The organism is Neopusillimonas aromaticivorans (assembly GCF_030344915.1).
GTDB classification, from domain to species: Bacteria; Pseudomonadota; Gammaproteobacteria; order Burkholderiales; family Burkholderiaceae_B; genus Neopusillimonas; species Neopusillimonas aromaticivorans.
Genome location: NZ_CP128233.1, coordinates 945,107 through 965,622 on the forward strand (window position 1 = coordinate 945,107; position 20,516 = coordinate 965,622).

A 20,516-nucleotide genomic window follows, 5' to 3' on the forward strand; every position below is an offset into this window, starting at 1 on the left:
CCTTTACCTTGTTGACTTTATAACGGGCATGAAGCTGATAAGGTCAGCGACACGCATGATTTTTAAACAACACTATGTCAACTTGCCAGACATCAGCAAGAGCGCATAGCCTTTTAAGGCCATAATCAACCCGAAGATCAGGGCAGGCCATACCAGCCACGACTGGGCCGTATACACAACCAGTGCCAGCAAGCCCGTTGCCGCCACCAGCTTGATTAACTCACCAACCAGAAACCCGGCAGGGTTGGCACCACGACCGGACAATAAACTGAGCAGCAACCGCAAAGCGAACAACGAGTTTGGCACCAGATAGACTGCAGCGCCCAGCAATGCCGAAACACCCGCAGCCACACCACCAACGAGCAACGACACCAGCGCCGCCACAACTGCCATAAGGCCTTGCGCCGCCAGCGCACGCACAAGACCCTGTATGGCCTTTGCCCTGACAATGGCTTTTTGCTCTTCGGTGAGCCGAACCGCAGATTCGGAGCCCGCAGATTTTACCTGATTCGCCAATGACACGTTGGTTAAGCCTGTGTTGGTTAAGCTTCAAAGACCTGGTCTTCTGTAACAGTAAAAACCGTATGTTGAAGCCGCAATCACCAAGCTTCAAATGCAGGCAAGAACAAACCTCTTTTGAAGCGCCAAACCCGTCGAGTATAACTTTATTTTTTGACGCTAAGCAAATCGTTGTGCCATGCAACAAACACATGGCACAACAGCGACTCAGTCGTGACGAAAGTCTGGGCTGCGTTTTTCAATGAAGGCATTCATGCCTTCTTTCTGATCATGGGTCGCAAAGAGCGCATGGAAATTGCGGCGTTCGAACAACAGACCGTCGTTGAGGGGCGCTTCGTACGCCCGATTGATCGCTTCCTTGGCCATCATGACAGACGGCAACGACATCGAAGCGATGACGGCCGCCGCTTCCAGAGCCTCGTCAAGCACACGTTCTGTGGGTACCACGCGCGCCACAAGACCGGCCTGCTCGGCCTCGCGGGCATCCATCATGCGAGCCGTAAGGATCAGATCCATGGCCTTGGCCTTGCCCACGGCACGCGGCAACCTTTGCGTACCGCCAAACCCCGGAATGATGCCCAGTTTGATTTCAGGTTGCCCGAATTTGGCATTTTCACCCGCAATGATGAAATCACACTGCATCGCCAGTTCGCAGCCGCCCCCAAGCGCAAAACCGCTGACTGCGGCAATAATGGGCTTGCGAACACGACGCAGATATTCCCACTGGTGCCCCAGATAGTCTTGCTTGTAGACATCGGTGTACGACCAGTCTTTCATGGCGGCAATATCCGCCCCGGCTGCAAAGGCCTTCTCGTTGCCGGTCAGGACGATGGCACCGATACCATCGTCGGCATCAAACCCCTGCATCGCTTTGGCGACCGCTTCAATCACCTCGTTGCTCAAGGCGTTCAGAACCTTGGGACGGTTCAGGGTAATCAGGCCGACCCGGCCGCGCGTTTCGACGTTGACTAAAGGCTCACTCATGCTGACTCCTTGCACAGTAATATATGCATATGAATGCAAAACCGCTACTTTACCGCTTAACGCCCACCGACCCGGCCGGACATTACTTTTCTGTTGAACTGACCATCGACACGCCGACACCGGGCGGTCAGGTCGTCAGTCTGCCCGCGTGGATCCCCGGCAGTTACCTGATCCGTGATTTTTCGCGACACATTGTGCACATCGACGCCTGGTCAGGCGAGCACCCTGTCGCGCTGCAAAAAATTTCGAACCATAGTTGGCAATGCGCCCCCTGTGACGGACCCTTGCAGTTGCACTACACCGTCTACGCGTGGGATTTATCCGTTCGCGGCGCCCACTTCGATGAAACCCATGCCTTTTTCAATGGCACCAGTGTGTTCCTGCAGGCACAAGGGCACGATCAACGCCCCTGCCTGCTGGACCTTCAACCGCCGCCACACCGCACCGACTGGAAGGTTTACACGAGCCTGCCCGAAGCGCCTGCACGCGAGTTTGCCAACGCTGCCAAACGCCATGGCTTCGGCCTGTATCTGGCGCCCGACTACGATGCCCTGATTGACCACCCGGTTGAAATGGGCACCCCGCTGGTTACCCGCTTTAGCGCATGCGGAGCGGAACACGAACTGGTATTCACCGGCCTTGTACCCGGCCTTGATCTTGAGCGCATCAGCCAGGACGTCAAAAAATCTGCGAAACACAGATCAGGTTCTTCGAGCCGAAAACAGCGCGCGCGCCGTTTCTGGACAGCAGTAACCGCTACGTTTTCATGACCATGGTCACCGGCGACGGCTACGGCGGGCTTGAACACCGTGCCTCGACGGCGCTGATGACATCACGTTCCGACCTGCCGGTCAAGGCGCAGACGACAGCACCCGACGGTTACGTTACCTTCCTGGGTCTGGTCAGCCACGAGTATTTCCACACCTGGAATGTGAAGCGCATCAAGCCCGCCGCCTTCGTCCCCTACCGCCTCGACCAGGAAAACCATACCCGCCTGCTGTGGGTGGCCGAAGGTTTCACCTCGTACTATGACGGCCTGATGCTGCTGCGTTCGGGCGTGATTGACGAAAAGAAATACTTCAGCCTGCTGGAAAAAACCATCGACACGGTCACAAAGTCACCAGGCCGGTTACGCCAGTCGGTTGCCGACAGTTCATTTGATGCCTGGACCCGCTTTTACAAGCAGGATGAAAACGCAACCAATGCGTTGGTCAGCTATTACAGCAAAGGCGCACTGATCGCCCTTGGCCTGGACCTGACGCTGCGCGCCGCGACACAAGACAGCCAGTCGCTTGACGATGTCATGCGTTTGCTCTGGGTTCGCTACGGGCGTGATTTTTACCAAGGCAAACCTGCCGGCATCCCCGAAGGGGCCATGACCTCCATCATCCACGACGCCACTGGCGTGGATGTCAGTGACTTCCTGAGCCGGCATGTAGATGACGTCGAAGATATCCCGCTGAAGGCCTTGCTGGCGTCCGCCGGCATTACTTTGGCACCCGCTGAAGCGCCCTCTGTTCAAGGGCTGGACGTACGCACACGCACCAACCAGGGACGGCTCGAACTGGCAGCCGTTTATAACGGTGGTGCCGCACACAAGGCCGGGCTTTCCGCCGCAGATCAACTGGTCGCCGTCAATGGCCTGCGCGTAACCGATACCAAAGATCTGGAACAGATACTGCGCGCATACACCGCCGGTGATGCCGTAACGGTTCACGTGTTTCGTCGTGACGAGCTACGCTCTTTCGTTGTCCAGTTAACCCCCAATGGCGGCGGCTGGACGCTCACCCGCCAATGACCACACCAAAGTCCGTTATGACTGAAATCACATCATCCCGCGTTGTACTGATTACGGGGTCCGCCAAACGGCTGGGCAGGGAAATTGCCCTGACTTTTGCACGCGCGGGCTGGGACGTCGCCATCCACTACAACACTTCGCGCGACGATGCCCTGCGCACAACACACGAAATCACCGCACTGGGGGTGCGCTGTACCGCTGCGCACGGCGACCTGGCCGACCCGGATGCCGTAGCGAGCATTTTTGATCACGGCGTCAATGAACTGGGGCAGGTAGACGTTGTCGTCAACAATGCTTCGTTGTTTGAATACGATACGCCAGCTACATTTTCGAATGCGTCCCTCCAGGCTCATATCATGCCGAACTTGGCCGCTCCGCTATTATTGGCACAGCAGCTGGCCGCACACCTGACCCGTCGAGGCGAACAGGCCCGCGGCGCCGTCATCAACCTGCTTGACCAGAAACTGTGGAGCTACAACCCGGATTTTTCTCGTACACGCTGTCAAAAGCAGCCTTGCAGGCGGCCACCACCATGATGGCCCAGGCCTATGCACCCCAGGTACGCGTTGTCGGTGTCGCCCCCGGCCTGACCCTGCCCAGCCACATGCAGACCCCAACTGATTTCGAACGAACCCATGCGTTGTCGCCACTGGGCAAAGCCAGCAGCCCGGAAGACATTGCACGCACCATTCTTTTCGCGGCTGAAACGCCGAGCATTACGGGCACTTCAATTGTGGTTGACGGCGGCCAGCACCTGATGGGCCTGCAACGCGACTTCAGCTGCTTATAATCTGACTTCTTCATGCAACTTTTGCGCTTGCCGGCGTGCCCGGCAAGCGCCAGACCTTATTACCCATGCTCACCCGCCGGATCTACTTTTCCCAGCTTGCCCTGGATGCCCATATCGGCATTCTTGAACACGAGCTGAAGGCCACCCAGCCCCTGCACATCGACGTGGAACTGGACGTCAACATTCACCAGCCGGTCGATGATCTGGATATCCAGACCGTACTGGATTACCGCCTGGTACGTGCCGCGATCGTGCAGGAATGCACGCAAGCCCATGTCCACCTGATTGAAACCCTGGTTGAACAAGTCACCGAACGCCTGCTGCGCGACTTCCCGGAAATCAATACCATCAAGCTGCGCATCAGCAAACCCAACGCGTTTTCCGACTGCGCTGCCGTGGGTATTGCCATTGAACGCAGCCGTCAGGCCTGAACCCCATGAACACACCTTTCGAACCCACTGCGCCGGAAGCAGCAGACGCCACACCCGCAGGCCGTGATGGCCGCAAAATGAGCGTAACCGAAAACAAGCTGACCAAACGCCTGATCCGCGAGACCGGCCGGGCCATTATCGACTTCAACATGATCGAAGCCGGCGACAAGGTCATGGTTTGCCTGTCGGGCGGGAAAGACTCCTACGGGTTGCTCGACCTGCTGCTGATCCACCAATCGCGCGCACCGTTCAAGTTTGACATCGTCGCGGTCAACCTTGACCAGAAACAGCCAGGGTTCCCCGAGCATGTCTTGCCCGAGTACCTGACGCGAATCGGAGTACCCTTCCATATCGAGAACCAGGACACCTACTCGGTCGTCACCCGCGTGATTCCTGAAGGTAAAACGATGTGTTCGCTGTGCTCGCGCATGCGACGCGGCATTTTGTACCGGGTCGCCAAAGAGCTGGGGGCCACCAAAATCGCGCTGGGTCACCACCGCGACGACATTCTGGCCACGTTTTTCCTGAACCTGTTTTATGGTGGCCGGATGAAAGGCATGCCGGCCAAGCTCAAGTCAGACAATGGTGAACACATTGTCATTCGACCTCTGGCCTATGTCCCCGAGAAAGACCTGATTGCCTACGCCAAGCTGAAACAATTTCCGATCATCCCCTGCACGCTCTGCGGCTCGCAAGAGAACCTGAAACGCCAGGAGATCAACCGCATGATTGCCGAATGGGATCGCAAACTGCCGGGGCGGTCGTGGAATGTATTTGCCGCGCTGGGCCACGTCGTGCCATCGCATCTGATGGACAGCCGGATTTTTGATTTTTCAGGGCTGCACGCCGATGGCGACGCCGATGAAAATGGCGACATGGCCTTTGATACCGAGGATTTCAATGCGCTGCCGCAGCAACGGCCCGACGATGAGGCCGACGAGATCAATCTGGCAGCACCGGACACCGCACCGGCGTCAAACCAGGGCACGCCAGGCAGCGAGACGGCACGCAAGGTCTTTACACTGAATGTGATCAATGACCTTCAGGCGTCAAAGTGACCACCTGCCAGATGATGGAAAGAATACTTACGTACCTTCCCAGCGCGGCCCCTGAACGTCAATATTGACCAGCTCAAGCACCCGGGCCACGGTGTGGTCAACCATTTCTTCTATGGTTTTCGGGTGATGATAAAACGCCGGCAATGGCGGGAAAATGACCCCGCCCATTTCGGTAACTGACGTCATATTGCGCAGATGCGCCAGATTCAGCGGCGTTTCACGCACCATGAGTACCAGGCGCCGACGCTCTTTAAGGGTAACGTCGGCCGCACGGGTGATAAGGTTGTCGGAAAACCCGTGCGCCACGGCCGCCAGTGTGCGCATTGAGCACGGCACTACCACCATGCCAGCGGTATCAAAACCACCACTGGCCAGCGTGGCGCCCACATCGCGAAAACTGTACACCCGATCAGCCATGTCGTGCACCGCCTTGCGATCAAGGTCAAGCTCGTACTTGATGTTCAAAACGCCCGACGGTGACACCACCAGATGGGTTTCAATGTCAGGCGCGCGTTCACGCAACACCTGAAGCATGCGCACGGCATAAATGGAACCGGTTGCCCCGGTAATGCCGATAACCAGACGACGCTTAGCCAACAGCGCCTGCCTCTTTCAGAACCTGGACAAGTTCGCCCGATTCAGCCATTTCAGCCAGGATATCGGAACCTCCGATAAATTCACCAGCAACATAGAGCTGGGGAATGGTGGGCCAGTTTGAGTATTCTTTGATGCCCTGACGCACTTCTTCGTCTTCGAGCACATTGACCGTCACCAGCTTGCTGACGCCTGACGCTTTCAGCAATTGAATGGCACGCCCCGAGAAACCGCATTGCGGGAACTGCGCCGTGCCTTTCATGAACAACACGACCGGGTTGGCCGTAACGGTTTCTTTAATGAAATCTTGAACATCACTCATGGTGCACTCTTTAAATTAAATAAGGTCTATTATAAATATCCGCCGGAAATACGTTCGATTCCCGCAAGGTCTGTAAGGCTTTCGACCCGGTTGAAGCCGGCCTTGACCAGCTGTTCACGCACAGCTGCCGCCTGATCCCAACCGTGCTCCAGCCACAGGGCACCGCCCGGTTTTAGCCAAACGTTAGCCCCACCGATAATGGCCTTCAGGGCAGTTAGCCCATCATGACCGTCAGTCAATGCGCCCACAGGCTCAAAACGCAAATCACCCTGGATCAAATGGGGGTCATCGGCGCGAATATAAGGCGGGTTGGAAACAATCAGGTCAAACAAATCAGTGCCGGGCGGCAAGGCGTCATACCAGCTGCCAGCATGAAAAGTGACCGCCGCCATCAGGTTACGGGCATTTGTTCGGGCCACTTCCAGCGCCTGCAGGCTGGCATCTGTGGCCGTAACGCACGCCTGCGGACAGGCCAGCGCCACTGAAACCGCAATGGCACCACTGCCTGTACCCAGATCCAGCACTCGCACTGACGGTTGCTGAAGGGTCATCTTGGCGGCCCCTTGCTGACGGGCTTTTCGGCTGCCCGCCGACGGATGCAAGACACAGCCGTTTCAACCAGCACTTCAGTATCCGGACGTGGAATCAGCACACCAGGGCCCACCTGAAAATCGTGCCCCATGAACTCACGCACGCCCACCAGGTAAGCCATGGGCTCACCCGCCTGACGCCGTAGCTCGAGCGCCCTGAAGCGGGCGACGCAGGATTCGTCCAGAGGATCAGTATCGTGAGCGACCAGCCACGAACGCGAGACCTGCAGCACCTGCTGCAACACCATCTGCGCTTCCAGTCGGGGCAACGACGTTGCCTGCAACAACTCACGAATGCACGTCATGGCTGACTCACGCCTCACTCATGGCGGCCAGCAAATTGGCTTGATGCTCGGCACGCAGCGCACTGGTCAGCTCGTCAAGGTCACCTTCCATAATGGCGCCCAGCTTGTACAAGGTCAGGTTGATGCGATGGTCGGTAACGCGACCCTGCGGGTAGTTATACGTGCGAATACGCTCGGAACGATCGCCCGACCCCACGAGACTCTTGCGCTCGGCCGCTTCCTTGCTTTGCTGCTCTTGTACCTGCTTGTCTTTAAGGCGCGCCGCCAGCACCTGCATGGCCTTGTCCTTGTTGCGGTGCTGTGAGCGGTCATCCTGACACTCAACCACCAGCCCCGTGGGCAAGTGGGTAATACGAACGGCAGAATCGGTTTTGTTGATATGCTGCCCGCCCGCGCCACTGGCCCTGAAGGTATCAATACGCAAATCGGACGGATTGATGACGATATCGGACACTTCGTCGGCTTCCGGCAAAATCGCCACCGTACAGGCAGAGGTGTGAATGCGACCCTGGGTTTCGGTAGCGGGCACACGCTGCACCCGATGCGCTCCGGACTCGAACTTCAGCTGACCATAAACGCCATCCCCTTCCAGACGCGCAATCACTTCTTTGTAGCCACCGACCTCAGAAGGGCTTTCAGACATGAACTCAACGCGCCAGCCTTTGGATTCGGCATAACGGGTGTACATGCGCAATAAGTCACCGGCAAACAAGGCGCTTTCATCGCCCCCGGTACCCGCCCGAATCTCAAGGAAAACACCGCGACCGTCATCGGGGTCTTTAGGCAGCAGCAACAACTGCAAGCTGTCTTCGAGTTGGGCAATACGTGCCTTGCCCAGTTTCAGCTCTTCTTCAGCCATGTCGCGCATGTCCGGGTCTGACAACATTTCGGTCGCCGCCTGCATATCCCCTTCGACAGCCAGCCAGACCTCGAACTCGGTTACGACAGGCTCAAGTTCGGAACGCTCACGGGACAGACGACGGAATTTATCCATGTCACCGGCAATTTCAGGCTCGGCCAGCATGGCATCGATTTCTTTAAGTCGGCGAGCAAACTGCTCGAGCCGATCACGCATGGATTGTTTCATGGGGTGTGGACTACGGGAAAATTGGGCACCTGAACGCCTGATGCGTCAGGAAGTCGGCAAGAACGGACGACGCAACGCAGCAGAGACGCTAACGGCGACGTTCGGGGTCAGGCAGCAACGCGGGCAGCAGTGCCAGCAATTGCTTGCGATCAGTATCTTCGCTGCGATTGAGCGTTGCCAGCGAACCGTGGATGTATTTTTGGGTAAGGCTGTGTGCAAGGTGCTCAAGGACATCTTCAGCCGACTTGCCACTGGCCAGCATGCGCCGGGCGCGATCAAGCTCGTGGTGCTTGAGGGCCTCAGCCTTTTGATGGATGCTGACGATAGCGGGCACGATTTCACGGTTGTGCAGCCAGTGCATGAAGTGCTGCACCCGGGTTTCAATGATGGCTTCAGCCTGAACCACGGCAGCACGACGTGCGTCAGTGCCACTTTGCACAATTCGGCCAAGATCATCGACCGAATACAGATACACATCGTCAAGGCGACCGGCTTCGGTTTCAATGTCGCGCGGCACGGCCAGATCGACCATGACCATAGGCTTGTGACGGCGAATACGGGTGGCGCGCTCGACCATGCCCAGACCCAGAATAGGCAAGGAACTGGCCGTACAGGACACAACGATGTCAAATTCGGCCAATTTTTCCGGCAATTCGGACAGCCGCATGGTTTTCGCGTTGAAACGTGACGCCAACGCTTCGGCGCGTTCAGCGGTGCGGTTGGCCACCGTCATTTGAGCGGGCTCTGCCGCAGCGAAATGGGTGGCGCACAGTTCGATCATTTCACCCGCACCAATAAACAGCACGCGCGTTTGGGACAAGTCGCCAAAAACGCGTTCGGCCAGACGCACGGCGGCTGCCGCCATGGATACCGAGTTGGCCCCGATGGCTGTTTGCGAACGGACTTCTTTAGCCACCGAAAAGGTGCGCTGAAACAACTGATGCAACAAAGTGCCCAGCGAGCCTGCCTGTTCGGCAGCCCGCACGGCATCTTTCATTTGCCCCAGAATCTGGGGTTCGCCCAGCACCATGGAATCAAGACCACTGGCCACACGGAACGCATGACGCACAGCGTCATTGTGATGATACTGATACAGGTGAGGCTGCAGACTGCGCGATTCGAGGCGGTTGAATTCAGCCATCCAGTCGGCCAACCCGGCACTGACATGCGGCTCGGCCGCACAGTAGATTTCGGTGCGGTTACAGGTCGACAAAATGGCCGCTTCTTTGACAGAAGCCCCAAACGCCGAGCGCAAACCGTCAAGCGCCGGCTTGAGAACCTCAAGCGGCATCGACACGCGTTCACGCACAGACACCGGCGCAGAGACGTGATTCAGACCGAAGGTGATGACGTCAACAGACATGATTTTGGCCACTTTTGTGGCGAACCTGTACAACCCGTGATTATACCCGGGCAAGCGGGTTTACCCGGATCTGCCGATTTTTGATCGCCGCATGAAAAAATTTTCTGTTGTTCTTTGCACACAGTTTATTTTTAGTGTATTATCTCGTTTCTTTAGTTGGCCTGGTAGCTCAGTTGGTAGAGCAGCGGATTGAAAATCCGCGTGTCGGTGGTTCGATTCCGCCCCAGGCCACCATTCTGCTGTTCCAGCACGGTTCAAAACCTCCCAAATCTCAAAAAAATCAATGTCTTAGGCGCAAATCGCCGCCCAGGACGTCTCACTGCGCGTCGCTACATCCCGAGTTTGCCGGCCCCCAGGTGGTACCCCACAATAGATTCGTGAAAAACGAACTCCGGGGGGCCAGTTGTGGGCTTACTCAATGAAACTCAGATCAGAGCGGCCAAGCCAGGCCCGAAGGAATACATGCTCAACGACGGGGACAATCTGTACCTGCGCGTTCGAGACACTGGCAAGGTCTGGATCTACCGCTACACCAAAGACGGCAAACGCATAAAACTCGGGCTGGGACCGTACCCGGAAGTCACACTCGCTCAGGCACGAGCCAAGGCGTATGAGGCCAACAGTCAAAGGGCGAACGGCTCTGATCCCAAGGAAACCCGTGAACAGCGGGAGGAGCTTGCGCGCATCGCACGCCTGCACACGTTCGAGCTGCTCGCGAGAGCGTGGCACAGCAGTGCCAAGAAAGACCGGGAATGGTCAGACGACTACGCCCAGAAAGTCATCCGCCACATGGAAATTCACGTATTTCCGTGGGTAGGCCACAAGCCAATCGAAACGATCCTGCCGACAGAGATCGTGCAATGCCTGCATCGGCCAAAGGATCGGGGCAATCTCGAAACTGCACAGCGCGTTCGCGAGGCCGTTCAGCATGTCTACCAATATGCTGTGGACGTAGGCGCAATGGAGCCAGGCAAGAATTTCGTCAACAAGAATACGGGCGGCCTGCCACCGCCACGCAGCCGGCATTATGCGGCTATCACTGAGCCCGCCAAACTTGGGCAGCTTCTGCGGGATATTCGCAACTATCACGGACACTTCATCACCTGCAGCGCATTGCGTCTTGCCCCCATGATGTTCCAGCGCCCTGGCCAGATTCGGCTTGCTGACTGGGAAGACATCAACTTTGAAGTCGAACTCTGGCGCTGCCCACCCGAGAAGATGAAGATGCGGGAGTGGCAGAAACGCGATAGCCGCACACCGGCACACATCGTTCCATTGCCGCGACAGGCTCTGGAGATTCTGCAGGAGTTATATCCGTTGACCGGACCATCCGGCCCAGTCTTTCGCAGCATGTCACGCCGTTCGGAGACCAGTCGCTACATCAGCGACAACACTATCAACGTCGCATTGCGCACCATGGGTTACGACACTAAGGAAGAAATTACCGGGCATGGCTTCCGCGCCACGGCGCGCACCATGATTCGTGAACACCTGGGCTGGGACCCGGATGTCATCGAGCGGCATCTGGCTCACGCATCCGATGAAGAACTTGGCAGCAGCTACGACCGCGCCGCCTTCATTGCTCAACGCAAAGAAATGGTGCAGCAGTGGGCCGACTTCCTGGATGAACTGGAAGCTGGGAAGCTGCCTGTCCCTGAAAACAACATACTGCAATTCATCCGCCATCGACCAAAGCGTGAACTGCAGTTTGGGACATAACATCGCACTATAGATTCACATACGCCAATGGCGTATAATTTATGCTCGAACTTAGAACCTATGGAATTCATCGAAACTCCCCTGTTCACTCGACAAATCGTAGACTTGCTTCCAGACGATGACTACGCTGAACTGCAACAGATTTTGGCTGCTAACCCTCGGCGGGGTGATCTGATTCCGTCTGGAGGAGGAATCCGAAAGGTACGTCATGCAAGACCAGGAATGGGGAAAAGTGGCGGCATTCGTGTCATCTACTACTGGATCACTGCCGAAGATCAAATCATGATGCTCCTGGCTTATCCGAAGTCGAAACAGGAGAATCTGACCCCCGCACAGATTGAGGAACTGCGGGCATTGGTAAAGGACCTCTGATATGGACACAGAACTCTTTGAAGACCTAAAAGAAAGCCTGCGGCAAGCCAAGGCCATCCGCGCAGGCGAGCTCGAAGGCCGCCGCACTACCGTCAGCCCCATTGACGTCAGGGCCGTGCGCGAAAGCACGAAGCTCTCGCAAGGCGAGTTTGCTGCAGCCATCAACGTCAGCGTGCGTACACTACAGAATTGGGAGCAACACCGGCGATCTCCTACCGGCCCAGCCGCCGCCCTGCTGAAAGTCATGGCAGCGGCTCCAGCCACCGTCATCAAAGCCCTACATCACTAGGCAGGCTGGAACTGAAGACAGCCCCATAGCAGGTTAGGCGATACCGTTTTAGCTCAATACCTCAGTGGAACCCTCATGAACGAACCTCTTTCCGAGGTCATCCGTATCCGGGTGACCCCGTCTCATGCTGCGCGTCTGGGCGAAGCAGCAGCCCTGTCCGGGCTATCCCTCTCTAACTATATAAGGCGACGGCTTTCCGCTGACGATACGCTGCAGGAAGAACTGACCCTGCTGCGCAAGGTCGTGGCTGATCTGGGCCAGCTGCGCGATACCCGCCTGGCCGCTATCGAAAGCGCCCACCTGCTGCGGGCCATGGCCAAGCCTGAACATCTCGCCATCGCACAACAGACGCTGCAGCAGCGCTGATACCCCAGGCCGACAGGCCGCACGCTCTACCCCACTCCCGGAGACTTCCTCATGCACACCCTTCCCGCCCTGCGGGCCGGGGCGCTGGCGCTTGCCTGCGTCCTGGCTCCTGCTGCCCACGCGAACGGCACAATTGAGCTGCTGACAGGCATTCCCCGCCTGGCCTGCGAAGCGACGCTATGTCTGTCTTCCAGTCTGCGCCCCGGTGAATGCAGCCCGTCGCTGGATCACTACTTCGGCATCAAGAAATTCAACAAGCGCGGCCTGGACTGGTCTGCGACGGTCGCAGCCCGACGGGCTTTCCTGTCTGAATGTCCCGCTTCCGGCGAAGATGGCATGGCGCAGCGCATCGACGCGATTTCACATGGCGCCGGCAAGTGTGATGCGGAATATCTGAACAGCAGCTATTCCGGCACCGCCTACAAATGGCGCGAACGCGGCTACAGCTATGCGGGCGATAACGCGGAACCCGTCTACGAGGTGCATTCGCTTCGCACGGTCACGCTCACACAGCTGCCCGCCTATTGTGTGGTCTACAACGATCACGCCTGGACCTATGAACTGTCGATCCAGTACGTGGGCAGGCCGGCCATGGGCGGCTACTGGATAAAGTCTGAAGACTACGACGCGGCTCAGGCCAAGTGGGAAGCGGAACATACTGGACAGTGGGCCAGCGGCTGGAACTTCTCTCTGACCGACCCCAGGCACCGAAGCAACGACTGAGGACGCCGTCATGCTTGCCGAACTCGCCGCCCTGGCCCTTGTCTGCGCTCCCGATATTCACCCGGTCACACTGCATGCCGTGGTCAAGCATGAATCCAGGGCGCAGCAGTACGCCATTGGCGTCAACCGCAAGGGCCACCACTCATTGAAGCGTCAGCCCCGCAACCAGGAAGAAGCCACGGCTGCAGCGCAGACACTGATTGACCAGGGCATCGACTTCGATGCCGGGCTGGGACAGATCAATGTACGCAACTGGGCCTGGCTGAAACTGGATGCCACCACGGTGTTTGACCCCTGCCGCAATCTGGCGGCAGCCCAGACCGTGCTGGCTGACTGCTACGCCCGGGCCTTACCCACCCATAAAGATCCGCAGCAGGCGCTACGTGCCGCACTGTCCTGCTACAACACCGGCAATTTCAAGCGTGGCTTTACCAACGGCTATGTGGGGAAGGTGCTGACCCAGGCAGGCATCAAGGTGCCTGCGCTGGTACCTCTGACCGACGCGACGGCATCACAGGCACCAGCTGACACACCGGCCCAGCCCACAGAGAACCCCAGGCAGAAACCACCGCCTGAAGCGCCACCCGGCACACCCGACGGTTTCACCTCCAACCCGGCGGCTGACGGCTTTGCACAAACGCCCGATCCTGAACCCGGCCAGAGTTCCGACATCTGACCACGGCTCACCGGGCCGGCCACCCCTTTTCCTTATCACCGTCACCCCTGCGCCGCCCGGCGTCTGGGGCAGGAGTCTTTCCATGTCACTACTGAATCACTTCAGAAACGCTACGCAACGCCTGCATATCATCAACGGATGGACGGCAGCCCTGCTGCTGTTTGGCATCACTCAGACTGCATCGGCCCAATCCATCGGTGGACTTTCCAGGGCCCAGACCACGCTGCAGACCCTGCGCGACAACTTGGATGTCATTCTGCCGATTGCCGCCATCATCATCGGCATCATCATCTTTGTGCTGTATTCCGCAGAGGTCATGCGCAAGGATGACGCCATCCGTTGGGGCATCGGTGTGCTGCTGGCCGGATCAGCCGCTGAGCTGGTCGTGCTGCTCTGGAAATAAGCCATGAACGATCACACCTACCCCGTCTTCAAGGGGCTGGGTCGCAAGGCCACCTTCATGGGTGTTCCCACGCGGTTACTTCTGGGTGCCTTCGCCGTTGTCGCGATGATCGCCATGACGGCGGGCCTGGCCTGGTGGGGACTCCTGTTTGTGGTCATGCCTACCCTGGCCATCCTCACCCGCGACGACGACAAAGCCCTGGATGTGCTCTGGCTGGAACTCAAAACCCGCAAACGCAACCGTAATCAGCGTTTCTGGAAGGGTTCCAGCTACGCCCTGCACGGCTACCATCGGCGCCGCCCTGGCGCGCGCTCATCCGATAAAGGACGTCACTATGACTGCTGCAGCCACTCTTGCCGTGGACGAACGGCGGGTTTCGCGCTATCTGCCCTATTCCCACCACGTCACAGATCAGATCATCGCCTGCGATAACCATGAGTACCTGGCCGTCATCAAGGTGGCGGGGCGCGCACCGGATGCCTACGCACAGGAAGAACTGAAGGAATGGATTGAAGCCTTGCATAACGTGCTGCGCGGCCTGCCCATGGGTTCGGTCGGCTTCTATTCCCACATCATCCGCCGTCGCGTCACCGAATACCCGGAAAGCACTTTCAGCCAGCCCTTCGCCTCCCAGTTCGACGCGGCCTATCGCTCCACTTTCGACGCAAGCGGCCTGATGGTGAATGATCTGTACCTGTCGGTGCTGGTTCACCCGGTCGAGGATCCGATACTTGGCACCTTCGCCAGCTTGGAAAAGGCCGACAGCCAGCGCATCGCGCACTGGCAGACGGAATCCATCGCCCGCCTGAACGACATTCTGCGCACATTCAAGGCCGGTCTGTACCGCTACGATCCGCAGACGCTGGGGATTGTGGATCGCAATGGCTTTGCCTTCAGTGAAACCGCTGAGTTCCTGGGCTTTCTGCTTTCGGGGCGGCTACGGCCCGTACCGGTTTCGCGGGAACGGCTACGCGACACCCTGCCCTATGCCCGGCCCATCTTCGGCAAGCATGGAGAGCTTGGCGAACTGCGTACCGTGGCCGACTCGCGCATTTTCGGCATGATGGAGCTGCGCGATTACCCAGAAGCCAGCAAGCCCGGCCACTTGGACCGACTGCTGGGCCTGCCGCATGAATTTGTGCTGACCCAGTCCTGGGGCAGCCACACGGGGGCCGCCGCAAAGAAACTGGTGAAGCGCCATCAGAAGCTGCTGGTGGATTCCGGCGACGACGCCGGCAGCCAGGTGGGCCAACTGACACAGGCCATGGATGACCTCACTTCCGGCCGTCTTGGCCTGGGCGACCACCACGCCACCCTGCTCATTTATGGCGACACGGCGGAAGGCGTGCGCCAGGCACTGGCACATACCGCCACCGCCCTGGCTGAAGAAGCCATTGGTTTCAGGCCATTGGAAAAAGCCCTGGAAGCTGGCTTCTGGGCGCAACTGCCCGGCAATTGGCACTGGCGTCCCCGCCCGGTGCCGGTCACGTCGCTTAACTTCCTGTGCTTCTCCAGTCTGCATAACCAGCTGACGGGCAAACCCGCAGGCAACCCCTGGGGGCCAGCCGTCACTATGCTCAAGACACAGACCGGCAGCCCGTTCTTCTTCAACTTCCATGCGTCGGTGGAAGACCTGGACGAAACCGGCAAGCGACGCCCGGGCAACACCATGATTATCGGTATGACTGGCACGGGCAAAACCGTGCTGCAGGGCATGTTGCTCACCCAGGCGCAGAAGTTTGGCGCAACGTGTGTGGTGTGGGACAAAGACCAGGGCATGCAGGTGCTCATCATGGCCCTGGGGGCAGGTACTTCAATATCCGCCTGGGCGAAACGACCGGCTGGAACCCATTTCAGATGCACCCCACGAAAGGAAACGTGGCCTTCATGGTCCGGCTGGTTGTTCTCCTGGCTGAACGCCGGGGCGAGGCGGTCACCACCCGGCAACATGCCGACATCACCCAGGCCGTGCAGCAGCTGACTACGCTGATCGACCGCGAAGCTCGAACGCTGTCCACCCTGAACACCCTGCTACCCAACCCCTACAGCGAGGATGACAGCACCAGCACCATTCACGCACGCCTGGCACCCTGGTGCCGGGGCGGTGAATACGGCTGGGTATTCGATAACCCGGCAGATGAACTGAGCCTGGCAAGCTATGACGGCAAACACGCCATTTTCGGATTTGACCTCACCGAACTGCTGGACGATGACGCGGTACGCGGCGCGGCCACCATGTATTTGAAGCACCGCATCGACGCCCTGCATGATGGCCGGCGCATCATCAACCTGTACGACGAATGCCAGCATCCGCTTAAGGACAAGCATTTCCAGGATGACATGCAGGACGCCAGCCGCACCATACGCAAGAAAAACGGTGTGCTGGCCTTCGCTACCCAGGAACCGGGCGCTATCACCGAAAACCCGGTCGGTCCCTCACTGGTTCAGCAGACCGCCACGCTGATTCTGCTGCCCAACCCCAGGGCCAAAGCCCGCGACTATATCGAAGGATTCGGCCTCACCCCCGCCGAGTTCGAGTTACTGAAAACACTGGGCGAGGCCAGCCGGAAGTTCCTCGTCAAGCAAGGCTCCAGCGTCACGGTCGCCCAGCTTGATCTGTCCGGCTGCGAAGACGAACTGCTGGTGTTCTCCGGCAGCCCCGACATGGCAGAAATTGCAGAACAAGCAGTCGCCCAGGCCGGGCCTGACCCTGCGCACTGGCTGCCGGTGTACCTGGATGCGGTTCGCCAAGGCCGCATTGTTCCGGCCACTTCATAGGAATGCCTCATGAAACACCATGCCAACGAACGTGAGAAGCAACAGGCGCTGGATGAAGAGCGGCGCCAGACACAGGCCCGTGATGCACTGCAGACGGCAAAGGATCAGGACTTCTATACGCGGCTGGGCCTGCACGACCCGGACACAGACCGCCCGGAAGATACCTTCCTGATCTCCGTCTACAGCGAACACTGGACCCACGAAGACCTGGAGGCCGGAGAAACCAATACACGGGGCATTGAGCTTGACCGGGTCACCGTGGACGCCGACGACCTCAAACGATACGGCCAGGACTACGGCGTGACCGAACCATCATGCAGCGACCCGCGCCTGAACCCCGATATCTGGTTTTCTTCCACCTACCCGCACCAGGATCGCGCCTATTTTGAGCAAGATGTTCAAAAATATTACAGCCTGCATGTCCATGAAGTGAATGGCCAGCGCCCCACCCCGGAGGATTATCAGCGCGTAGCCGACCTCATCGGCGCACGCTTCGATCATGCGTTAAGGCCGTCGCCACAACATGAACAGGAGGGACCGGACCTGTGCCTGTGAACCTTCCCAACTTCCAACGCCACCCCACTGCCGATGAGATAGCCGGCATGGCTTGGTGGAACAATCTGAAACCTATTGAACGTGCTTGCTGGCTTACAACTGCCGGACACGCTCGCAGCGTGGCCGACGCCTGGGCGGCGTACAAACGCAGCCAGGGGCTTACTGACAACCGACCACCATAGGAACACACCCAATGAACCGAAGACATCTCATCGCCACTGCCGGAGCCACTGCCCTGCTGAGCATCCTGGCAGGATGCAAGACAGAACCGAAGGGCGAGAAATTCATCGGACATTGGTTCTCGGATAACGGTCGGTATCCGCCCACCCTGGTCCACATTGAACGGAACGGCGACACGTTCCTGTTCACAGAAACCGCATGGAACAACCTCGGCAAAGTTGGATACCGGTCCAATACCGTGCCAGCCACACTCAACGGCGCAGACAATATCCTGGTCGTGGGCGGCAGTAAACACATTGCCTACAAAGAGGCTGAGGATGAAATTGTCTCGGACAACCTGAAGGCCCGCCGCATCACGGAAGCCGAATACCAGGCCGCTATTTCCAAGCAGTAACTTTTACTCGCTCAGATTTAATCCGGAAGCATTATCAACTACTGAAAGACTGGGAGCGACCCAAAGCGGAAATTGCCGGCTTGTGAAAGCAGACCGTGAGGAACGAGCGAACTCAGTAGTGCTTCGCTTGCGGCGCATCCGCTGGAACGACGGGTTCTACCGCTGAGACGCAAATCAACAATTGGAAGTAATTCCATCTTCTCAATGGAAAAAGCGGCTTAACCGTCTTTTTATGAATTTTCTTTTTCTCTCTCAACTCTCTTAACCTATCCTCGAGTGCTTTCTGCTCCTCCTCGCGGTCAGCAGAGGAGTAAACATTGATATTTAGCCGCTTCGATGACATTCCAGCCTGAACGCTTTCAAGGACTTTTACAATTTTCTCTGTTTCCTTGTACAAATTGTAAAGCGGATCTCCACCCCTACTTCTGAAACACCCTTGAATTCGGAAAAATCCACGATGGATTCAGAAGCATACTTTCGTCCCTCTGCATCCTCAAATTCGATTGACGCTCTTATTTTTACACCAAATAGTGCGTCCCCATTTTTATTAATGAGGTCTAGAAAGCTGAAAACAAAGCTCTTCCGCTCCTTGCTAGCACCAAGAGAGGTCAACCCATTTTTCAGCATATTGAGCGACTGAAATTTCTCAACCACTGCCCTCTCCTGAGAGCTTAAAACATCGCCACTGCTTCCATAGAATTTGAATGATACATTCCGTGCAATACCCTTGCCATTATTTTGAATGTGAGCATTCATCATGTGAATCGAAGCCTGCGCAGATAGAATATAAAATTCCAAGCTAGGCCGCATCGCCTCTATTTTTAATTCGTCAATTTGCCGAATTTGCGCCAATCGCAAATACCATGTCTCCCTGGCAAGTATGAAAGTCAAAATTGCTATTGCAACCGTGGCAATGGCACCCACCCAAGCTGACAGTGTATCTGCGGCAAGTTTTCCATTTCCGCCCAGATTTAAGCCCCAAACGAGACCACCGATAAAAACCAGTGGCACGAACAAAAGGCCAGAGAGAACCACAAGCACGATTGGTGCTTTATCTTCTACAAATTTCATTAAAATGCCCCAAAGAAGTTGGCCAATTGTCTAAACGGCAAGCAGGAGTCGAGAGAACGAGGAAATGGGAGGCCGACACCGACCGGGAGCAGGATGAACGCTTCGAATGGTAGCGTTCGCTCTGTCACTTCTGTGGGATATGTGATCCATTAGGAAGCATGCCTTCTTAATGTCCGCCAAAAGTCATTATCCGGCCGTCGTTGGAGGTCGCGCTTCCCGTCAATTCTGACTCCAAGTCCCAGCCAAGTGGGAAATCGATTCTGGCAAGCAATGCCCGCTTTTGGCCGAAAGCGGACGACCGACTTTACCGTATTCGACCGCATATGACAGCCTTCTCTAAGGCAGTACAAACCATCCCTTTCGGCTCACGACTGTGCCTAGCACCGCACCCCGCGACTTAGCACGCCGATCCCCCTTACCACCGGAGTTCTCCCATGACACGCTACAAGCATCTTGCGGCGGGTATCGCCCTGGCCGCTGTTTTCATGAACCCTGCCCGCGCCAGCGGCATCCCCACGGTCGATGCTGCAACCATAGCCCAGTTGCAAGAACAGCTACTGACCGCCCGTGACCAGCTCAAGAACCTGACGGATCAACTGGCGACAGCCAGGGAGCAGCTTGCTGCATTCACGCAATCCAGCGGCTACGGTGCCATTCCCAATGATTACGCCATCCGCGATCAGCTTCGCGCTGCCCTGCCCTCCAACGCTCAGGACTTGCTCAACCGATCCGGTAACTCAGGCTTGAACGGGGATGTTTCCCGCATCACGGATGATGTCATGGCGCCGGTGAGCTTCGCCGAAGACAGACAGGAGCTGTCAAAACGGTCACTGAACATTGAGGCAACCGCAAAAGCCATGAGTGAGCGGGCCTACGACTCGATGACCCAGCGGCTGGCCAATGTCGATGCCCTGCAGGATCAGATCAACCAGACGACCAACCCCAAGGAAATTGCTGAACTGCAGGCGCGGATTCAGATTGAGCAGGCGAATATCTCAGCCGAACAGACCCGCATTCAGCTTGCTGCACAGCAACTGGATGCGGAACGACAACTGTTGCAGGCCCGGGCTGAACGTGTCTATGGAGGATGGTTTGGGAATAAGCCAGCGTCAGACTCATCCCCCGGCGCAGCTGAATAGGCTAGCACGC

The 20,516-nt window shown here is 57.4% G+C and carries 22 protein-coding genes, 1 tRNA gene and 3 pseudogenes; 18 read left to right on the plus strand and 8 right to left on the minus strand.

The window, feature by feature from the left end:
* Positions 1 to 72: 72 nt before the first annotated feature.
* Both N7E01_RS04970 and N7E01_RS04975 read right to left on the minus strand, forming a co-directional pair.
* Positions 73 to 522, minus strand: coding sequence for an ATP synthase subunit I (locus tag N7E01_RS04970; protein WP_289174827.1), 450 nt, complete (start codon positions 520 to 522; stop codon positions 73 to 75).
* A gap of 204 nt (positions 523 to 726) precedes the next feature.
* Positions 727 to 1,503: an enoyl-CoA hydratase gene (locus N7E01_RS04975; RefSeq protein ID WP_289174828.1), complete on the minus strand. Its 777-nt coding sequence runs from the start codon at positions 1,501 to 1,503 to the stop codon at positions 727 to 729.
* A 23-nt stretch (positions 1,504 to 1,526) separates the two neighbouring features.
* Here N7E01_RS04975 and N7E01_RS04980 point away from each other — a divergent pair.
* The 4 genes and pseudogenes from N7E01_RS04980 (at position 1,527) to ttcA (ending at position 5,580) form a co-directional block, all read left to right on the plus strand.
* Positions 1,527 to 3,301, plus strand: a pseudogene (locus N7E01_RS04980) (M61 family metallopeptidase).
* 17 nt (positions 3,302 to 3,318) lie between these two features.
* Positions 3,319 to 4,091, plus strand: a pseudogene (locus tag N7E01_RS04985) (SDR family oxidoreductase).
* A 65-nt stretch (positions 4,092 to 4,156) separates the two neighbouring features.
* Positions 4,157 to 4,522, plus strand: a complete 366-nt coding sequence (gene folB / locus N7E01_RS04990; protein WP_289175742.1) for a dihydroneopterin aldolase — start codon at positions 4,157 to 4,159, stop codon at positions 4,520 to 4,522.
* Between the two features lie 5 nt (positions 4,523 to 4,527).
* Complete coding sequence (gene ttcA / locus N7E01_RS04995) at positions 4,528 to 5,580, plus strand: tRNA 2-thiocytidine(32) synthetase TtcA (RefSeq protein ID WP_434089557.1); 1,053 nt, start codon at positions 4,528 to 4,530, stop codon at positions 5,578 to 5,580.
* A 27-nt stretch (positions 5,581 to 5,607) separates the two neighbouring features.
* Here ttcA and N7E01_RS05000 read toward each other — a convergent pair whose 3' ends face one another.
* From N7E01_RS05000 to hemA, 5 genes and pseudogenes are all read right to left on the minus strand, one after another.
* Positions 5,608 to 6,180 carry a UbiX family flavin prenyltransferase gene (locus N7E01_RS05000; RefSeq protein ID WP_289175744.1) on the minus strand — a complete coding sequence of 191 codons (573 nt, stop codon included), beginning with the start codon at positions 6,178 to 6,180 and terminating at the stop codon, positions 5,608 to 5,610.
* Positions 6,170 to 6,496, minus strand: coding sequence for a Grx4 family monothiol glutaredoxin (grxD, locus tag N7E01_RS05005; protein ID WP_289174829.1), 327 nt, complete (start codon positions 6,494 to 6,496; stop codon positions 6,170 to 6,172). The genes N7E01_RS05000 and grxD overlap by 11 nt, the downstream gene beginning before the upstream one ends.
* Before the next feature lie 29 nt (positions 6,497 to 6,525).
* Positions 6,526 to 7,391 (minus strand): annotated as a pseudogene (gene prmC / locus N7E01_RS05010) (peptide chain release factor N(5)-glutamine methyltransferase).
* A 7-nt stretch (positions 7,392 to 7,398) separates the two neighbouring features.
* Entirely contained in the window at positions 7,399 to 8,478 is a 1,080-nt protein-coding gene (gene prfA, locus N7E01_RS05015) for a peptide chain release factor 1 (protein ID WP_289174830.1), read from the minus strand.
* Positions 8,479 to 8,566: 88 nt separating this feature from the next.
* A complete protein-coding gene (gene hemA, locus N7E01_RS05020) occupies positions 8,567 to 9,841 on the minus strand; it encodes a glutamyl-tRNA reductase (RefSeq protein WP_289174831.1) in 1,275 nt (424 codons plus the stop codon).
* Between the two features lie 158 nt (positions 9,842 to 9,999).
* On the opposite strand from hemA, the gene N7E01_RS05025 reads away from it, so the two are divergent.
* The 13 genes from N7E01_RS05025 (at position 10,000) to N7E01_RS05085 (ending at position 18,296) form a co-directional block, all read left to right on the plus strand.
* Positions 10,000 to 10,075, plus strand: a tRNA-Phe gene (locus tag N7E01_RS05025).
* 228 nt (positions 10,076 to 10,303) lie between these two features.
* Entirely contained in the window at positions 10,304 to 11,560 is a 1,257-nt protein-coding gene (locus N7E01_RS05030; RefSeq protein WP_289174832.1) for a tyrosine-type recombinase/integrase, read from the plus strand.
* A gap of 60 nt (positions 11,561 to 11,620) precedes the next feature.
* Complete coding sequence (locus N7E01_RS05035; RefSeq protein WP_128355399.1) at positions 11,621 to 11,932, plus strand: type II toxin-antitoxin system RelE/ParE family toxin; 312 nt, start codon at positions 11,621 to 11,623, stop codon at positions 11,930 to 11,932.
* Position 11,933: 1 nt separating this feature from the next.
* Positions 11,934 to 12,221, plus strand: a complete 288-nt coding sequence (nadS, locus tag N7E01_RS05040; RefSeq protein ID WP_128355400.1) for a NadS family protein — start codon at positions 11,934 to 11,936, stop codon at positions 12,219 to 12,221.
* Positions 12,222 to 12,296: 75 nt separating this feature from the next.
* Positions 12,297 to 12,587, plus strand: a complete 291-nt coding sequence (locus N7E01_RS05045) for a plasmid mobilization protein (RefSeq protein WP_128355401.1) — start codon at positions 12,297 to 12,299, stop codon at positions 12,585 to 12,587.
* A gap of 51 nt (positions 12,588 to 12,638) precedes the next feature.
* A complete protein-coding gene (locus N7E01_RS05050; RefSeq protein WP_128355402.1) occupies positions 12,639 to 13,310 on the plus strand; it encodes a TrbM/KikA/MpfK family conjugal transfer protein in 672 nt (223 codons plus the stop codon).
* Positions 13,311 to 13,320: 10 nt separating this feature from the next.
* A complete protein-coding gene (locus N7E01_RS05055) occupies positions 13,321 to 13,986 on the plus strand; it encodes a lytic transglycosylase domain-containing protein (RefSeq protein ID WP_128355403.1) in 666 nt (221 codons plus the stop codon).
* 82 nt (positions 13,987 to 14,068) lie between these two features.
* Positions 14,069 to 14,389 carry a TrbC/VirB2 family protein gene (locus N7E01_RS05060; protein WP_128355404.1) on the plus strand — a complete coding sequence of 107 codons (321 nt, stop codon included), beginning with the start codon at positions 14,069 to 14,071 and terminating at the stop codon, positions 14,387 to 14,389.
* Between the two features lie 3 nt (positions 14,390 to 14,392).
* Positions 14,393 to 14,821, plus strand: a complete 429-nt coding sequence (locus tag N7E01_RS05065) for a VirB3 family type IV secretion system protein (RefSeq protein ID WP_289174833.1) — start codon at positions 14,393 to 14,395, stop codon at positions 14,819 to 14,821.
* Positions 14,724 to 16,370 carry a VirB4 family type IV secretion/conjugal transfer ATPase gene (locus tag N7E01_RS05070; RefSeq protein WP_228255706.1) on the plus strand — a complete coding sequence of 549 codons (1,647 nt, stop codon included), beginning with the start codon at positions 14,724 to 14,726 and terminating at the stop codon, positions 16,368 to 16,370. Before N7E01_RS05065 ends, N7E01_RS05070 begins: the two co-directional genes overlap by 98 nt.
* Complete coding sequence (locus tag N7E01_RS05075; protein ID WP_289174834.1) at positions 16,277 to 17,167, plus strand: VirB4 family type IV secretion/conjugal transfer ATPase; 891 nt, start codon at positions 16,277 to 16,279, stop codon at positions 17,165 to 17,167. Before N7E01_RS05070 ends, N7E01_RS05075 begins: the two co-directional genes overlap by 94 nt.
* A 9-nt stretch (positions 17,168 to 17,176) precedes the next feature.
* Positions 17,177 to 17,722 (plus strand): hypothetical protein, encoded by a 546-nt coding sequence (locus tag N7E01_RS05080; protein WP_128355406.1) that lies wholly within the window; start codon positions 17,177 to 17,179, stop codon positions 17,720 to 17,722.
* A 193-nt stretch (positions 17,723 to 17,915) separates the two neighbouring features.
* The gene (locus N7E01_RS05085; RefSeq protein ID WP_128355407.1) at positions 17,916 to 18,296 is read left to right on the plus strand and encodes a hypothetical protein; all 381 of its coding nucleotides are present in this window, start codon (positions 17,916 to 17,918) and stop codon (positions 18,294 to 18,296) included.
* Positions 18,297 to 18,665: 369 nt separating this feature from the next.
* Here the strand turns inward: N7E01_RS05085 and N7E01_RS05090 are convergent, their stop codons facing one another.
* Positions 18,666 to 19,367, minus strand: a complete 702-nt coding sequence (locus N7E01_RS05090) for a DUF8453 domain-containing protein (protein ID WP_289174835.1) — start codon at positions 19,365 to 19,367, stop codon at positions 18,666 to 18,668.
* 434 nt (positions 19,368 to 19,801) lie between these two features.
* Here N7E01_RS05090 and N7E01_RS05095 point away from each other — a divergent pair, with 434 nt between their 5' ends.
* A complete protein-coding gene (locus N7E01_RS05095) occupies positions 19,802 to 20,506 on the plus strand; it encodes a TrbJ/VirB5 family protein (RefSeq protein ID WP_128355409.1) in 705 nt (234 codons plus the stop codon).
* The last annotated feature ends 10 nt before the right edge of the window (positions 20,507 to 20,516 follow it).

Coding starts and splice junctions, on each gene's coding strand:
- prfA (WP_289174830.1), bottom strand. CDS start 8,478: ATGAAACAATCCATGCGTGATCGGCTCGAGCAGTTTGCTCGCCGACTT.
- N7E01_RS05080 (WP_128355406.1), top strand. CDS start 17,177: ATGAAACACCATGCCAACGAACGTGAGAAGCAACAGGCGCTGGATGAA.
- N7E01_RS05095 (WP_128355409.1), top strand. CDS start 19,802: ATGACACGCTACAAGCATCTTGCGGCGGGTATCGCCCTGGCCGCTGTT.
- N7E01_RS05045 (WP_128355401.1), top strand. CDS start 12,297: ATGAACGAACCTCTTTCCGAGGTCATCCGTATCCGGGTGACCCCGTCT.
- N7E01_RS05055 (WP_128355403.1), top strand. CDS start 13,321: ATGCTTGCCGAACTCGCCGCCCTGGCCCTTGTCTGCGCTCCCGATATT.
- N7E01_RS05085 (WP_128355407.1), top strand. CDS start 17,916: ATGAACCGAAGACATCTCATCGCCACTGCCGGAGCCACTGCCCTGCTG.
- N7E01_RS05030 (WP_289174832.1), top strand. CDS start 10,304: ATGCTCAACGACGGGGACAATCTGTACCTGCGCGTTCGAGACACTGGC.
- nadS (WP_128355400.1), top strand. CDS start 11,934: ATGGACACAGAACTCTTTGAAGACCTAAAAGAAAGCCTGCGGCAAGCC.
- N7E01_RS04975 (WP_289174828.1), bottom strand. CDS start 1,503: ATGAGTGAGCCTTTAGTCAACGTCGAAACGCGCGGCCGGGTCGGCCTG.
- N7E01_RS05060 (WP_128355404.1), top strand. CDS start 14,069: ATGTCACTACTGAATCACTTCAGAAACGCTACGCAACGCCTGCATATC.
- hemA (WP_289174831.1), bottom strand. CDS start 9,841: ATGTCTGTTGACGTCATCACCTTCGGTCTGAATCACGTCTCTGCGCCG.
- grxD (WP_289174829.1), bottom strand. CDS start 6,496: ATGAGTGATGTTCAAGATTTCATTAAAGAAACCGTTACGGCCAACCCG.
- N7E01_RS05070 (WP_228255706.1), top strand. CDS start 14,724: ATGACTGCTGCAGCCACTCTTGCCGTGGACGAACGGCGGGTTTCGCGC.
- N7E01_RS05090 (WP_289174835.1), bottom strand. CDS start 19,367: ATGAAATTTGTAGAAGATAAAGCACCAATCGTGCTTGTGGTTCTCTCT.
- N7E01_RS05075 (WP_289174834.1), top strand. CDS start 16,277: ATGGTCCGGCTGGTTGTTCTCCTGGCTGAACGCCGGGGCGAGGCGGTC.
- folB (WP_289175742.1), top strand. CDS start 4,157: ATGCTCACCCGCCGGATCTACTTTTCCCAGCTTGCCCTGGATGCCCAT.
- N7E01_RS05065 (WP_289174833.1), top strand. CDS start 14,393: ATGAACGATCACACCTACCCCGTCTTCAAGGGGCTGGGTCGCAAGGCC.
- ttcA (WP_434089557.1), top strand. CDS start 4,528: ATGAACACACCTTTCGAACCCACTGCGCCGGAAGCAGCAGACGCCACA.
- N7E01_RS05035 (WP_128355399.1), top strand. CDS start 11,621: ATGGAATTCATCGAAACTCCCCTGTTCACTCGACAAATCGTAGACTTG.
- N7E01_RS05050 (WP_128355402.1), top strand. CDS start 12,639: ATGCACACCCTTCCCGCCCTGCGGGCCGGGGCGCTGGCGCTTGCCTGC.